The sequence below is a fragment of the Cyclobacterium sp. 1_MG-2023 genome (assembly GCF_030546805.1).
GTDB lineage: Bacteria > Bacteroidota > Bacteroidia > Cytophagales > Cyclobacteriaceae > Cyclobacterium.
Map to the genome: position 1 here is coordinate 334,945 of NZ_JAUOPC010000005.1, position 15,877 is coordinate 350,821.

Consider the following 15,877-nt stretch of genomic DNA (forward strand, 5'->3'; position numbering starts at 1 on the left):
ATTCGATAAACGCGATATATTCGGAGTTAAATGAAGCTAAACTGAAGATAAAAAAAATATAAAAATCAAAAAATCAACTCCGAAACACGAATATTTAGATATGAAAAACAAAAAAACCCGTATAAAACGGGTTTTTTGCAAGTGGCTAAACAGCCTCATATCTATTGAATTATAGGTCTAATTCCCTACTTAACTATTCATGCTTATCAAAAACTCAGCGTTATCTCTAGTACCTTTCATTCTTTGAAGTAAAAACTCCATGGCCTCCTGAGAAGTCATATCAGACATGATCTTACGTAGAATCCACACACGTTGCATTTCCTCTTTGTCCATCAATAAATCTTCTCTTCTGGTACCGGAACCAGGCACATCTATGGCAGGATAAATTCTTCTGTTTGAAAGCTTCCTATCCAAGGATAGCTCCATATTACCCGTTCCTTTAAATTCCTCAAAAATCACTTCATCCATTTTAGACCCTGTCTCCACAAGTGCTGTAGCGATTATGGTAAGTGATCCTCCATTTTCCACATTTCTGGCAGCACCAAAGAAACGTTTTGGTTTATGCAAGGCGTTGGCATCCACTCCACCGGACAAAATCTTGCCTGAGGAAGGTACTACCGTATTGTGTGCCCTGGCTAGCCTTGTAATAGAATCCAAGAGTATGACTACATCATGCCCACACTCTACCATTCTTTTGGCTTTTTCCAAGACCAAAGCAGCCACTTTTACATGTCTTTCGGCTTGTTCATCAAAAGTAGAAGAAATCACCTCAGCTTTTACAGATCGTGCCATATCTGTCACCTCTTCAGGTCTCTCGTCAATCAAAAGAATCATCAAATGAACTTCAGGATGGTTTTCAGCAATGGCATTGGCAATCCTTTGCAATAGCACTGTTTTACCTGTTTTAGGCTGCGCCACAATCATCCCTCTTTGACCTTTTCCAATTGGTGCAAAAAGATCGACTATCCTTGTAGATAAATTGTCGTGTGTAGTGGTTAGGCTCAAACGCTCCTCCGGAAACAAAGGGGTGAGGTATTCAAAAGGAATCCTATCTCGTATTTCATCAGTAGTCTTTCCATTGACAGTTCCTACCTTCAACAATGCAAAGTATTTTTCTCCTTCTTTTGGAGGCCTGATTTGACCCTGAATATTATCTCCAGTTTTAAGACCAAAAAGTTTTATTTGAGAAGGAGATACATAAATATCATCCGGTGATGCGAGGTAATTGTAATCCAAAGAACGTAGAAAACCATATCCATCAGACATTATTTCAAGTACTCCGGAATTTTCTATAATCCCATCAAAATCTTTAATGGTTACAGAGGGCTTTCTTTTAGGGTTATAAGGTTTTTCTGGAGTTGTTTGCTCTTCAGATACCTCTTTTGATGGCTTTCTTTTAGTAAATTCCTGCTCGTTGGATGCAGGAGATGTAGCCTCTTGGTTGGTTTTGGTATCTTCTATATCAACTACCGCCCTTCTCCTAGGCCTAAAGCTTCTGCCTTTATTGTCTTCTCCTTTAACTGGCTCGTTGGATTTTTTATTGTTGGATTTATCCTTTGCCGGTTTTTCGTTGCTTTCCTGTTTTTTTGCTTCAGGCTTGGCAACTCTTTCTTCAACTTTAGGAGACCTCTCTTCAGATTTCACAGGCCTTTCCTTAGGTTTTGGAGCTCTGGAAGGTTTTGTGCTTTTGTCCGAATCTTCAGTATTTTCTTTCTGAATCTTGGTTACATTTTGCCTCTTAAACTTTGGCTTCTCCTCACTTACTGGTTTGCTAGCCTTTTTATTGGTATCTGCTTCAGTTGTATCTTTTTTTACCTCCTCTTCTACTTTGGAAGGTTTTTTTCTTGGAAGAGATTTCTCTGGAGTAATAGCTTGTTGATCCAAGATGGCATAAACCAGATCTTCTTTTTTCAAAGATTTAAAGTTTTTTACCCCCAACTCCTCGGCGATCTCCTTTAATTCAGACAGTAGCCTGATTCTTAATTCTTCTATGTTATACATAAAAAACGCGTGAATGTAATTCTAAGACTGTGTAAATGATAAAATGGTATGTATCTTGATAAGTATAAAAAGGAATACAGACAATTCTGAAACTGCCAGGGTGGCAATCTTCTGCTTTTCGATCCTACAATATTACATCAATCACTAGTAATACGCAAATTTTTATGTAATTGTTATTAAATTAGTGAAAACCAAGCACCTCCGCATTAAGAAATATTTTACTGGCTTTCTGTTTTACTAATTCTTATTTTTATTGTTCCAATCATTTGCATGACTATGTCAGAAAGTAAACTTCATCCTTTACAAATTTTTGCCTACTCTTTAATTTCTATTGCCCTCTTTTTATATCTGATGAATATTGGTGCGTTTATATTGGTTCCTTTGGTCTGGGGTGTATTTTTTGCTTTCGCTTTATACCCTGTCAGCAAATGGCTTGAATCGCATTTATTACCAAGGTCATTTTCAATCGCCATAAGCATTGTAATTGTGACAGCCATTGGAGCGGCGGTTATTTATATTTTAGTAAATCAAATGGTGCTTTTACTATCTGATATCCCTGAAATGAATACTTTGTTACAGGAGAAGATGGATAAATATTGGGCTGAATTGCAAACCACTTTCGGAATTGACAATTACCTTATTAGGGAAAAGTTGCAATCCATTGAATGGTTTGCCGATGGCAATTTTAATGAAACCCTATTCAATACAGGTAGGTCCATCACTTTAATCGGAATCATCCCCCTTTATATTTTCTTATTGCTGTATTACCGAGATTTTTTTGTGGCTTTTTTGTTGAAAGTATCCTCAAAAAGAAATGAAGCTATTTTAAAATGGGTTGCAGATGCAGGTAAGGTGATTCATGCTTACTTAATTGGAATGGTAAAAGTGACCTTTTTTGTTGCCTTACTTTCAGGTATTTATTTTTATTTCTTTGGTATAAAATACTATTTACTTTTCGCTCTATTTATAGCCATTCTTAACTTAATACCCTATATAGGGGTGGCCATCAGCTCAATATTAGTAATTTTTTATGTCTTCCTGACTTCTGACACAATATTTGCCCCCGCTCTCACCTTGGCTGTACTTTGGGGCATACAACTTATTGAAAATAATTTAATCACACCATTGGTAGTAGGAGCGAAGGTTAAAGTAAATGTTTTGGCCGTTTTATTAGCAGTTCTGATTGGTGGGTCAGTTTGGGGAATTTCAGGCATGGTCTTATTTATTCCCATGGTAGGGGTGCTAAAAATCACATTTGATAGTATCCCTTCCCTTCAACCCTATGGCTATTTATTGGGTGATGATTTTCCGCAAGTTGATAAAGGCCCATCTATCTTTCAATACCTAAAACACAAATGGGCTAAAAAATAATTAGGCAACAGATTCAGATTTAACCTTTAAAGTCAGAATGCCTAGGCAGAAATACGCATCCAAACCATTTCTCCAAATTAAGGGGGATACTGCAGCAAAACCTTCAAAGGTATAGCTGCCAGCAACACCTCAAAATAAAGCCTATTTTTTTGAATAAGTTTACAAGAAGAATATAGAAGTTTTTTAGAGAGGATTTAAATTGCCTTATCCCGCTTAGAAATCAACCCATACTTCAATAAATAAAACAAGCCTCTAAGCCTTGGCCTTACCATACCTGGCAAACTAACAACCATTGATGCAAAAAACCTTCTACGCCTCAAATAACTTTTCGGCATACTAAATTGCCTCCGTTGACGAGATGAAACTGCACTCATATGTTAATGATTTAGAAGTTAAAAATAGACGCCAGAAGATTTTCTCCCAACTCAGTCGTATCACCAACCTATTAATAAAGAATAGGTTATTCTAATCTTTGAGTGGATTTCTACTTTTTATTTCTGATTTTCTTCCAATTACCACACTTCCCGTAAACATGAGACAGGCTTATTTTATTGATTTTAAAACCCTTTGCAACTTCTTAAAATCTGCCCCTATAATTAATTGTTTACCATTTAGGTCAAGGACAGGGATGGAAACATTGCCTCGAATTTTATGTTTTTTTAATTTATTAATCATCTCCAATTCTTTTTCCCGGTTTACATCTAGATCATAGAAAGTATATTGCATTCCAGCACTGTCTAAGTCATTCTTGAGTTGAATACAATGATTGCATTTTTCACTTCCGTAAATGATTATTTTATTCCCCGCCTGATGCTTGCATCCAAGGCTAATTACAATTACTATAATTAAAAAAAGATTTTTCATATATTACTTTCTGAAGTATTTAAACGTATAGCCAATACACCTGCCACCATAAATGAACCTCCAGCAAAAAGGATCGCATTAACAGGGTTGTCATTTAGCAAATTATGAATAATAGGACCAAAGGTTATGGTTTGAATAAACATAGGCACCACTATCATCATGTTAACAATCCCCATGTATACTCCTCGCCTTTCATTTGGAATAACTTTGGAGACAATGGAATAAGGGACGCCCATTATGGTTGCCCATCCGATCCCCAATAAAATCATGGGAAGAAGCAATAGAATTTCATCCTGAATAAAAGGAAGTACTAACATTGCAATACCTGTTAAAAAAAGACTAGACACATATACCAACTTATTACCGAACTTGGCAGCAAGTGGTACTAGAGCCAATGCAACAATCATGGTAACCAAATTATAAGTCCCGTTCATTAAGCCTGTTTGGGATAATGCCTGTTCAGACAAACGTTGTATGCCTTCAGCAAATTCTAAATCAGCCGGACTTACCACCGAGCCACTCATGCACAGCGCTTTGATCGTCTCAAATTTTAACATATCATTATTGCTAATTCCATATATAGAGGTTCTCAACATCGGTGTAATGAATTGCCAGTAAATAAATAAGGCATACCATTGAAATAAATAGACTACAGATAAGGTTTTTAACAATTTGGGCATATCGGCTATTGCCCCAATAATCTCTAAAATAGGAGCAGTTGCTTTTTTTATAAAAGGTATGTCATTGTTGCGTTTCAATATATCCAGCTCTTTTTCAGAGGGCGGGATTTCAGGGGTCTTGATTACTGACCAAATAATGGTACCCATTGAAGCAACTGCCCCTAGAAAGAAAGAATAATAAACCCAAGTTGGAATTCCTGAAACCATAGCGGAGGTAGGGTCACAAATTTCTGAAGCTATATCATGGTGAGAAAACCAGTCCTGAAACAGAAATATGGAAAAGTTGGCGACAGTAATTCCTGCCCCTACGAAAAGGCTTTGCATCTGAAAACCATAAGTCAGTTGCTCCTCAGGTAACTTATCCGCCACTAGCGCCCTGTAAGGTTCCATTGCAGTATTGTTTCCCACATCAAGTATCCAAAGTAAGCCTACGGCAAACCAAAGTTCTGAACTGTAGGGGAAAGCAAACAAACTAAGGCTTGCTATAATCGCACCTATCATAAAAAAAGGCTTTCTTCTCCCCCAACCTGGCACCCAGGTTTTGTCAGAAATGGCCCCTATTATAGGTTGGATGATCAGTCCCGTTACAGGACCTGCCAAATTCAATAATGGAAGTTGAGCATGGTCTGCTCCTAAAAATGAAAAAATAGGGTTAACAGCAGTTTGTTGAAGTCCGAAGCTAAACTGGATTCCGAAAAAACCCAGATTCATGTTCCAAATCTGCCAAAACGATAGTTTGAATTTATTGGTCATTGGTTTTTCTAGAATAGTTGAAGCATGGAATTTCCCGTACTATCTGAATAACTTATTCTTAAAATATTCTCCTCAAAATCAACATTAAGTGTTGATTTAAACTCATCCTTGACCCATGTTAGAATAAGTGCATCGGAATCACTTTTTTCAATAATAAAATCGCCTTCAAATGAAGGATGATTGTTCCTGAACTTCATTAGCTTTATCAGGGATTTAACTACATCCCTTTCCAAAGCCATCCTTATTTCCTCATTTTCATAATAGTGCCTATTAATATCACGCCCTACCTTAGTTTTTCTGAGCAGCTCCATGTCATTTTCTCCGGCAAGAAATCCCACATAATACACCTGAGGGATACCTGGGCAGAAAAATTGAATAGCCCTAGCTATCAGATAATCCTGATCATTTTTACCAAGGGCATCATAAAAGGAACAATTGACCTGATAAAGATCAAGGTTAGATGCTGCTTCTCCAGTTGCTTCAAGGCTCTGCCCATTGGCATTTTTATGAATACTCTGAACTAAAAGGTCCACATCTTCATCAGTTAGTAAACCTGGGTTACCATTACTCCCTGTAACATCTATCACTCCTATACCATCATGTGTATCCAATACTGTCACACAATTCCTCGGACTTATTTCCAGCCAGTTCTTTAACTCCGTAAATCTTCTACTTCTTATACTATGAAGCACCAAAGGGGGCAAGGCAAAATCATAGACAAAGTCAACTTTCTGTGCAATCTTAATCTGTTCTCGATAATAAGAATGAATTTCAACCAATACTTCCATTCCTAAACGCTTTGCTTTCCCTGCAAATTTATCGAGAAACTTATAGGTTTCTGGAAGCATGAAACAAGAAGTACCTGCCTTCTTAATTGCATATCCAGCTGCATCCAATCTAATCATCTTAATGCCTGCCTGACTAAATTTTTCAAGTATGGAATTCAGGTAGGCCTCACCCAATGGATGCAAAACATCTATATCCAACTGGTTACTTGTAAAAGTAGTCCATAAATTTATTGATTCCCCATTTGCAATTGTTTTTTTCGTAAATGGTATACTGGGTCTGGGCCTGTAAATAGCCTCAATATCCTCTACCGAAGCCCCCTCAGAGAATACTTTTTCTTTGGTCAGGAATAAATCAAAAAATGGGGAATCAACACCTTTTTCTTCCACATCCTTAAACTCCTTTGATTGAGCAGAAACGTGGTTTACTATAATGTCTGCCAATATACCAAAATCTGTACTCATTTTGGAAACATCCGTCCATGAACCAATCCTCTCGTCTACCCTTGTATGATCAATTGGGTCATACCCGGCATCTACACCGTCAATAGGAAAATAAAAAGGCAATAAATGAATCCCTCCAAATGCATCTTTAAATTCGTTCTTAATTAATTTATGGATTCCTTTTAATCCATTGTCTCCAAGCCTATTGGCATAGGTTATTAGTTGTATCTGGTTTTTCACGATCTAATTCATTAAATTGAAAAGGGCAGTCATTTCTGACCACCCCCCCAATCATATGCCTAAAATTTAAACTTAAGTGTAACAGAGGTTGTACGACCATTGATAGATCTAGCCCTTATCACATTTGTAGCTCCGTTTGTAATGGAACCTTCCTCTGACTCTGTCAATCCAAATGCATTAAACAAGTTATTGGAGTTAACACCAATCGAAAGCCCCTCTACTATATCATAGTAAGCAAAAGCATTCACTTGAGTATATCCCGGCATTACCAAATCGTTATTATCCTGAGCATACATATCGGTAGTACCTATAAGGTTAAACCCTACAGTACCCTTTTTAAAATTATAAGATGGCGTTAGGTAATAAATAAAATCTGCCTGCCTCCTTGGAGTATTCCCCTCTATTTCAGGATTTAATTTATCTTTTGAGATTTCAGCCTTTGTCCAAGTAACACTTCCTCTCACATCAAATTTCCCAAATCTTGCTGCTGTTTCAAGTTCTAGTCCTAAGGCTGTATACTCTCTGTCAAAGAACTGTTGAGTAGTTGCTTCAAAATTTTGTTCCTCGAGATTTGAATAAAAGGCTGTTCCGAAAACACCTATTTTAGGTGATTTATATTTAAAACCAGCTTCCATTTGCGTAACCATATCAGAATTTAATCCACCTACAGCAGATCCGTCAGCAGCTATTCCCGGGCCAAATAATAACCTATCAGCATTAGCCCTACCACCACGGCTATATCTTGCAAAAGTTGCCTGACTATCTGAGATTTTGTAATTCAAACCCAAAGAGTAAGAAAGGTAACTCCAATCGTAATTAATTGGGTTTGCATTTGCATTATCCACGGAGGATACACTTTGCTCAGGCACTGAAATCATCCCATCTCGATTCATATCTATAGCAGATTGTACAGCGCCTGCATAAGTACCAAAAGCGCTACCATAATCATACCTCAAACCCGCATCAAGAGATAGCTCCCCGAATTCAAAACTGGTATTTATGTAAGGTGCATTCACGTCATAAACTGCATCATAATTTCTAGTACAGCAATTATCCCAGAAAGGAACCCCATAAGCGGTAAGTCCATTTTCAGTATAAGTAGTATTACCATCTGCACTCGAAACGTTTAGTAAAGCTGCATTGGTGGAGTTAACTTCCATCAGGTAAGAATTCCACAACCAAGACATATTGATATGTTGGATACCTTTATAAAAACCAAAAGTAAAATTGACATTGTCCATTTCCTTTGACAGTTGTAAGTCATTGGAAAAGTTATTGAAATTATTGAAGTCCACATCAAAAAGGTGTATTCTCATAGCCAGTCCATTGCCATTTAATGCGGATGGATTACTTATTATATTTCCTGCATTTGGACCATTAGCATAACTTAAGACCGAATTATCACCTCCAATTGAGTTAGCCATCGACTGGGCATCAGTCACTTCTGAAGGAAAAGGGGACACAAAACGTCCTGTATTAAATTGCTGTCTGAATTTATTGACGATAGACCAATCATTGCCTAGGAAAAAGTTAAACTCACCTCCAATTGCAGTAGATATAGGATTCATCCCTTCCTGAAGACTACTCCTTCTCAAGTTCCCATCTGCTCCCATACTCAAATTAGTCATTAAATAAGGTGAATGAGGAGTTCCGGTAAGCGCGTTGAAATTATTAACATTCCCTAATACAGGAGAACTATTTGACCCTGTCACTTGCACTGGCATAGGAAGGTAACCAATAGACCTGTCGTTGAGATGCTTAAAATACAGTCTAACAAAACCTTTATCAAATTTCTTAGTAAAATTAGCTTTGATTTGCCCACCAGAATTTGCATTGTAGCCTGCATCCCTAGGGCCTTCTCCTTGTCTCCAAAACCCGCCTATGTGAAAGTTCATATCTTCTCCAATAGGAGCACCATATTCGAAGTCAGTCCTGAATGTATTGTAATCCAGCCCAGCTGTGGTTGCAACTGAACCACCTTCAACTTTACCTGATTTGCTTATAAAATTGATAACACCCGCAGGAGAATTACTTGCAAGTACTGATGCCGATCCTCCCCTTAGCGCCTCTATTCTGTCAATCGTATTATCGGCTCTTAAGAATATATCGGCGTTACCAAATGAAATATCACCAAACTGCATCACTGGAAGTCCATCTTCATGTAATTGTAAGAATTTAGCACCTCCTGTGGCGATAGGTATTCCTCGGACAGTAATATTTGCATTGCCTTCTCCACCTGTTGCCTCTGTTTTCACTCCAGGTAGATTTCTGAAAATTTCTGCAGTGGATCTTGGTGCTGCCTGATTAAATTGGTCTGTCCTTATAGAACTCACAGAAATACTTGATTCAATGGCGGTTTTAGGATCTGTATTTCCTGTTACTATGACTACATCCAAACCAACAAGGTCCGCACTCATCTGGAAATCTCTGGAAATATCACCTTGTCCTAAAACTACAGGTTCCTCAATAGTTGAAAACCCTAAAAAAGAAACCTTCAAGATATGCTCCCCTTCTAAATTTGTTTCCAAATTAAATTTCCCATCAAAGTCTGAAATTGCTCCAAGAGAAGTGCCTTCCAAACTTACAAGGGCGCCAATAATAGCTTCCCCGGTTTGCTGATCTGTAATGGTTCCAGATAGCTTGGTTGATATCTGAGCAAAGGCATTAAAATCATTTATAAAAAAAATTAATGCTCCTATGGCGATGATAAATGTTCTTTTAATATTATTTTGAATAATTGTCATGATTGGGTCATTATTTAAGTAATTGACTTGAATTAATTATCAAACTGATAAGTGAATAATACTCTGGCCAAATATTATTTATGCCTCAAACATGAAAAACATTCGGTTAATAGTCAATAGCAATAAAATATGTAATATTACGTAATCGATTACGTAACCGATTTCGGTTAAAAATTATTTTTAATTTATAATAATTCTAAATTAAAAACACCTAATCTGACATAAATCCTTTCAACAAATAACTCCAAAATTATGCCTAAAATACGTGTAACTTTAAAGACAATAGCCTCCAAATTAGGCATTTCTGTACCTACTGTTTCCCGAGCATTAAAAGATTATCCTGATATCAGTAAGGAGACAAAAACGGCAGTACTAAAGCTTGTAGATGAACTTCATTATATCCCCAACAACCTGGCACTCAACCTGCGCAAAAACAAATCAAATATTATAGGAGTAATCATTCCTGAAGTTGTGCACTTTTTCTTCTCCAGTGTTATTAAGGGAATAATGCAAACTGCCGAAAACCATGGATATTCAGTACTACTCACTCAATCCCAAGAACAACTAAAACTCGAAAAAAAACACGCAAAATTGCTATTTTCATCCCATGTTGATGGGTTATTGGTTTGCCTTTCGGATGAAACCAAATCTTTTGATCATTTTAAAATCTTTGAAGAGTTCAATATACCATTAGTATTGTTTGACAAAGTACTCGACACAGATACGATAAGCCATGTCATTATTAACGATAGGGAAGGTGCTTTTCAAGCCACCGAACATCTGATTCATCAGGGCTGCTCAAACATCCTTTTTCTCAAAGGACCGAAGGATCCTCTTAATACAATAGAGCGCTTTAATGGTTATAAAGATGCCTTAGAAAAATACAACATTCCTCTAGACTCTTCTAATATTAAGAGCTGTCCTCACATAACAAGACCTGAAGCCTACCATCTAGTAGAAAAAGTGATTAAAGAAGGCCAGCTTTTTGACGCAATCTTTGGTGTCAGTGACATTTTATCTATCGGTGCACTGGGTGCCTGCCAAGATAATGGGATTAAAGTCCCTGAAAAAGTTTGCATTATTGGTTTTAGTGATTCTGAAATGTGTGAAATTACAAGACCTCAATTAAGTTCAGTCTACCAACCTGGATTTGAAATTGGTGAAAAATCAACACTAAAGTTAATACAAGAAATCCAACATATCGAAAACGATGGAGAACAAAAAGCAGAACAAATCATTCTAAAGTCCTCATTGAAGATAAGGGAGTCAAGCAACAGGATCTTGAAAACATTTTGTTAGAAATGGTATCATCTATTCCTCTTTGCTCATCAGTAATTACTAATTCATATGCAATTGAACCTCACAATAAAATCTTTGAAGTAAAGCTTTATTTTAAGTTTATTTCTAAAAATTTACTAATCTAAAATTCATAATATTACTTCATCTTCAACAACAAGTCATCGAAAAAAGCCCGATCTACTGTAAACACAGTGCCATGTCTGGTACCTTCCGGAAAACTAACTTGATCCGAAACATCTGTCCAATTATTAAAATCCGGGGACATCACTGCCCCCATTTGATGCTTTCGGTATTTGTCAAAATAAACAATCCATTGACCATCCACCTGGGTCACAGTGGGGCCTTCTGCCCAATAATCACCTGTAATAGGTGGACCGGCTTTACTGTAGGGTCCGGTAAGCACATTGCTTGAAGCAATCCTGATATTTTTCTCCGCAGGTTCCCTGGTTTCATTTTTCACAAAGAGATAATACCGACCATCTTTCTTCTGAAGGGTACCATCAATCACATTAAATCCAGGTTCATAAAACAGCTTCGTTTCTGAAAAGGACTTGAAATCTTTTGTGGTTACATAGTATTGCCTATGATTATGAGCATCGTCCAGCTGAGATTGAGTCTCGGGATAAAGCCCCTTTATTGTAGTGGACCAATAAATAATGTACAAGTCCTCATCCACATCATAAAACACCTCAGGTGCCCATGTATTGCGGGCACCCAGCTCATGCGCCATTACCGGAATAAACTGCTGTTCAGACCAATTGACCAGATCTTCCGAATAAGCATACCCTATGCCCTTCTCTTTCCAACTTACTGTCCAAACCATATGGAACAAGCCATCTCCACCTCTTATAATACATGGATCCCGCATAAGTTTATCTCCACCGACAGTAGGACTAAGCAAAGAAGCCCCATTATTCAAGGCTTTATAACTATAGCCATCGGTAGAATAAGCCAGATGCAATCCATCTTCTCCATTCCCTGTGAAGTAAGAAAAAAGGTACACTTGTTCCTCTATTTCTGTTTGAGCAACTGATATAGCAGTATAAAATACCGAGAACAACAACAGCAGCGGCCCACTAAGCTTTCCAAAATTCATAACTATATATTTTACTCTAAGATAATAATCCTTAGTGCAGATTAAAAATAATTCCAATTGAACCAATATACCTCATGCCTAAATTGAAGAATTTACTCCGGCACTATTTCTCAAAAACCTCGTTTGGTTAAAACCTATCCAAATCGGCATAATAAGCCTTCCACAAGCCCAATAAATCAAGTCCTAAGTAATTGATTACAAATCCATAATATACATTAAACTCAGCAGAGAAACACGGAAAAACCTCGAGTATCTGCAATTACAAAAACCCAAACACAATACTACTTAATCAAGTATAACCAAACTATATTATGAAATATTTGATTTTTTTATGTTTTGATACAATAAAATTTCATTTATAGATTAAACAGGACAGAACAGGATAGCTATTATTAAATTATTGTATATTTTTATAAATAAATATATATTTTATATATGATTAATTTAATTCTATAATTAATTTCCAATTAAACCCAAAACACTATGAAAAGAATTTTTATTAAACCAAACAAATTCCAGATACTGGCTTTTGTTCTCTCTCTTTTCTTATCAACAGGACCTTTAATGGCTCAAGAGAGTAGGACTATTAATGGCTTGGTAAAATCTCTGGAAGACCAAGAGTTGATTCCGGGTGTATCCATCCTGGTTCAAGGAACAAATAGAGGCACTGTCACAGATATTGATGGTAAATTCAGCTTGGAAGTAAGCAATGGTGAGACCTTGGTAGCAAGCTTTATAGGTTATGAAAACAAGGAAGTAACCATTGAAGCAGGAATGATTAATATAGAAATATTACTGAATTATTCATTTGCAGACCTATCCGAGGTGGTCGTTGTGGGATATGGAACCCAAAAAAAATCGGACTTAACTGGTGCCGTAGGATCGGTTAGTAGCGAAGCACTTCAAGAACGACCTTCAGCCTCACTAACCCAAGCTTTGTCGGGGAGAATCCAAGGTGTAAATGTATCCGTTAATTCAGGAAGACCCGGAGGACGCGCCAATATCAGAATCAGAGGAAACACCTCTGTCAGTATTGCCAATGATCCACTCTACGTCATCGATGGGGTCATTATCCATGCAGCCGGCCTTGCAAATGGCAGCACCCCTATTGATTACATCAACCCCAATGACATTGCTTCAGTAGAAGTTTTAAAGGATGCCTCTGCAACAGCCATTTACGGTGCAAGGGGAGCAAATGGGGTGATTTTAGTAACCACCAAAAGAGGTAGCAACAAAGGAGGTATGATCACCTTTGACACTGATGTAAGTGTAGGAGTTTTACCAAAGAAAATCCCCTTACTAAATGCTGAGGAATTTCTTATGGTCGAAGATATTGCTTATCAAAATGCTCAAAAATACGACCCCACCGGCTGGGCAAACGGCATATATAGCGACCCAAAACTAAAACGAACAAATCCACTGTTATTTGATGCCAACGGAAACCCACTTCATGATACAGACTGGCAAGATGAATCTTTCAGAAAAGCCATCACTCAAAACCACCAATTGGGCCTTACGGGTGGCAATGAAAAAGACAGCTATGGAATTTACGTCAATCACAGGAACGAGGAAGGTTTAATGCGTGAATCCTATCTAAAAAGATATGCCGGAAGATTTGTGTTCGACAGCCAAATAAAACCCTGGTTAAAAGTAGGAGGAAGTCTCAGCTATACGGATCAAAAAGAGAGTCAAGTGGACCCATTAGGTGCCGGAGGCATTATTGCCATGCGCCAGGTACTGGAAGCCCTTCCCATTATTCCGGTTCAATACAGCGATGGAAGTTGGGCCGGAAATGAAGATTATCCGGGCATGGAAGGTGGCAACAACCCCCTTCATGTGGTCAATGACCGGGTATATATTGTCAATACCCAAACCATGTTGGGAAACATCTATGCCAATTTCAATTTGGCAGAAGGGCTTGAGCTTCGCTCCGTTTTAGCAAGTAATATTATTAATCAAAGGGTGGACTATTATGGTGGAAGAAGCCTAAACTACATCGCCAGAAATCAACGAGGAGATGCTTCGGTGATGAATGACCGTCTAAATTCTTGGCAATTTGAAAACTACCTAACCTACAATAAGGATCTTGATGAAAATCAATCTATAAATGCACTATTGGGTATTTCATGGCAACATGTGGATCGATTTAACAGTACTGCCAGGTCGCAGGACTTTCAAGACGATTATTTCATGTTCAACAATCTAGGTGCCGGGGCCAATGTTTTCCAGACCCTATCCGGTACTTCTGCCTATGGTTTGAACTCTTATTTTGGTAGGTTTAACTACAACCTGAAAGAAAAATATTTGGTAACCTTTACCGGAAGAATCGATGGATCATCCAAATTCGGGGAAGCCAATAGATATGCGGTATTCCCATCAGCTGCTTTGGCATGGAGGATCTCAGAAGAAGACTTCCTCAAAGACCATAAAACCATTTCCAATTTAAAATTAAGGGCCAGTTATGGGGTAACCGGAAATTCTGAAATATCCGCCTATCAGGCTTTGGCAGGAATGGGCAACTACACCGTCATATTCAATGATTCCAGAAGTATAGGATTGGGCGTTAACCGACTTGCTAACCCTGACCTAAGATGGGAAAAAACTTTTCAAACCGATGTGGGATTGGAACTCGGGCTGCTCAACAATAGGCTAACTTTTGAACTAGACCTGTATAGAAAACTGACAGAGGACATGCTACTAAATGCCCCTGTTCCTTCCAGCAGTGGATACAGTTTGGTCACTAGAAATATTGGTAGCATGGAAAATAAGGGAGTAGAATTTGCGCTCAATTCCGTGAACATCGTCAATAATGATTTCAAGTGGGATACGCACTTTAATATCTCTATAAACAAAAACAAAGTCTTGGAGCTCACAGGTGGAGCCGATATATTTTCAGGTTCCACAATTATCCGAGAAGGCGAGCCTGTTAGCTCATTTTTTGGCTTTGTACATCAAGGAACATGGAATACAGACGAGACTGACCTGGCTGCTCAATACCTCAAACTACCGGGAGATATTAAGTATGAAGATGTAAATGGTGATGGGGCCATTAATGACAATGACAGGGTTATTATTGGTCAGGGCATCCCAAAAGGCTTTGGGACCTTTATGAATACCTTTCAATACAAAAACCTGGAATTAATGGTAGACCTTCAATTCAATTATGGTAATAAAGTGTTGTGGCGAAGCAAACATTCTGCAGAAGACCGACAAGGAATAGCCAATAGTTTTCGAACTGTATTGAACGCTTGGACCCCTGATAATCAAAACACAAATATTGCCCAATTGAGGCCTTTAACTGCTGGGTACAACACCTTCAATGATTCAGATAGAACACAGGACGGTTCTTTCCTTCGAGGTAGAAATTTGCTCCTTGCTTATACTTTCGAGCCTACGCTAATCCAAAAGCTTAAATTAAGCAGGTTAAGGGCCTATGTTTCTGTTCAAAACTTCTTCCTAAGCACCAAATTTCAAGGGTATGACCCAGAGGTATCTACATCCGGATCACCCTTTGATCAAGGAGTAGATTTGTATGCTTACCCAAAACCTAGGGTATTTATGCTAGGATTAAATATTGCCCTATAAACAGTTTCACTTGAA

The 15,877-nt window shown here is 37.9% G+C and carries 9 protein-coding genes; 3 read left to right on the forward strand and 6 right to left on the reverse strand.

What is annotated here, in order from left to right; all coding sequences use genetic code 11:
- Positions 1-189 precede the first annotated feature (189 nt).
- On the reverse strand, positions 190-2,001 hold the full coding sequence (gene rho, locus Q4534_RS10130; protein WP_303613052.1) for a transcription termination factor Rho: 1,812 nt from the start codon (positions 1,999-2,001) through the stop codon (positions 190-192).
- Between the two features lie 276 nt (positions 2,002-2,277).
- Here rho and Q4534_RS10135 point away from each other — a divergent pair, with 276 nt between their 5' ends.
- The gene (locus Q4534_RS10135; RefSeq protein ID WP_303613053.1) at positions 2,278-3,372 is read left to right on the forward strand and encodes an AI-2E family transporter; all 1,095 of its coding nucleotides are present in this window, start codon (positions 2,278-2,280) and stop codon (positions 3,370-3,372) included.
- A 543-nt stretch (positions 3,373-3,915) separates the two neighbouring features.
- Here the strand turns inward: Q4534_RS10135 and Q4534_RS10140 are convergent.
- The 4 genes from Q4534_RS10140 to Q4534_RS10155 are packed head-to-tail and all read right to left on the reverse strand — an operon-like array spanning position 3,916 to position 9,882.
- On the reverse strand, positions 3,916-4,236 hold the full coding sequence (locus tag Q4534_RS10140; protein WP_303613054.1) for a glutaredoxin domain-containing protein: 321 nt from the start codon (positions 4,234-4,236) through the stop codon (positions 3,916-3,918).
- The gene (locus tag Q4534_RS10145; RefSeq protein ID WP_303613055.1) at positions 4,233-5,669 is read right to left on the reverse strand and encodes an MFS transporter; all 1,437 of its coding nucleotides are present in this window, start codon (positions 5,667-5,669) and stop codon (positions 4,233-4,235) included. The genes Q4534_RS10140 and Q4534_RS10145 overlap by 4 nt, the downstream gene beginning before the upstream one ends.
- A gap of 8 nt (positions 5,670-5,677) precedes the next feature.
- The gene (gtfA, locus tag Q4534_RS10150) at positions 5,678-7,138 is read right to left on the reverse strand and encodes a sucrose phosphorylase (protein ID WP_303613056.1); all 1,461 of its coding nucleotides are present in this window, start codon (positions 7,136-7,138) and stop codon (positions 5,678-5,680) included.
- Between the two features lie 59 nt (positions 7,139-7,197).
- Positions 7,198-9,882 (reverse strand): TonB-dependent receptor, encoded by a 2,685-nt coding sequence (locus tag Q4534_RS10155; RefSeq protein WP_303613057.1) that lies wholly within the window; start codon positions 9,880-9,882, stop codon positions 7,198-7,200.
- Positions 9,883-10,134: 252 nt separating this feature from the next.
- Between Q4534_RS10155 and Q4534_RS10160 the strand changes: the two genes are divergently transcribed.
- A complete protein-coding gene (locus Q4534_RS10160) occupies positions 10,135-11,181 on the forward strand; it encodes a LacI family DNA-binding transcriptional regulator (protein ID WP_048640962.1) in 1,047 nt (348 codons plus the stop codon).
- A gap of 136 nt (positions 11,182-11,317) precedes the next feature.
- Here the strand turns inward: Q4534_RS10160 and Q4534_RS10165 are convergent, their stop codons facing one another.
- Positions 11,318-12,277, reverse strand: a complete 960-nt coding sequence (locus tag Q4534_RS10165; RefSeq protein WP_303613058.1) for a glycoside hydrolase family 43 protein — start codon at positions 12,275-12,277, stop codon at positions 11,318-11,320.
- A 483-nt stretch (positions 12,278-12,760) separates the two neighbouring features.
- On the opposite strand from Q4534_RS10165, the gene Q4534_RS10170 reads away from it, so the two are divergent.
- The gene (locus Q4534_RS10170; RefSeq protein WP_303613059.1) at positions 12,761-15,862 is read left to right on the forward strand and encodes a TonB-dependent receptor; all 3,102 of its coding nucleotides are present in this window, start codon (positions 12,761-12,763) and stop codon (positions 15,860-15,862) included.
- Positions 15,863-15,877 lie beyond the last annotated feature (15 nt).

Excerpts from the sequence above, each read along its gene's own strand:
- rho (WP_303613052.1), bottom strand. The coding sequence starts at position 2,001 with ATGTATAACATAGAAGAATTAAGAATCAGGCTACTGTCTGAATTAAAG.
- Q4534_RS10135 (WP_303613053.1), top strand. The coding sequence starts at position 2,278 with ATGTCAGAAAGTAAACTTCATCCTTTACAAATTTTTGCCTACTCTTTA.
- Q4534_RS10140 (WP_303613054.1), bottom strand. The coding sequence starts at position 4,236 with ATGAAAAATCTTTTTTTAATTATAGTAATTGTAATTAGCCTTGGATGC.
- Q4534_RS10145 (WP_303613055.1), bottom strand. The coding sequence starts at position 5,669 with ATGACCAATAAATTCAAACTATCGTTTTGGCAGATTTGGAACATGAAT.
- Q4534_RS10155 (WP_303613057.1), bottom strand. The coding sequence starts at position 9,882 with ATGACAATTATTCAAAATAATATTAAAAGAACATTTATCATCGCCATA.
- Q4534_RS10160 (WP_048640962.1), top strand. The coding sequence starts at position 10,135 with ATGCCTAAAATACGTGTAACTTTAAAGACAATAGCCTCCAAATTAGGC.
- Q4534_RS10165 (WP_303613058.1), bottom strand. The coding sequence starts at position 12,277 with ATGAATTTTGGAAAGCTTAGTGGGCCGCTGCTGTTGTTGTTCTCGGTA.
- Q4534_RS10170 (WP_303613059.1), top strand. The coding sequence starts at position 12,761 with ATGAAAAGAATTTTTATTAAACCAAACAAATTCCAGATACTGGCTTTT.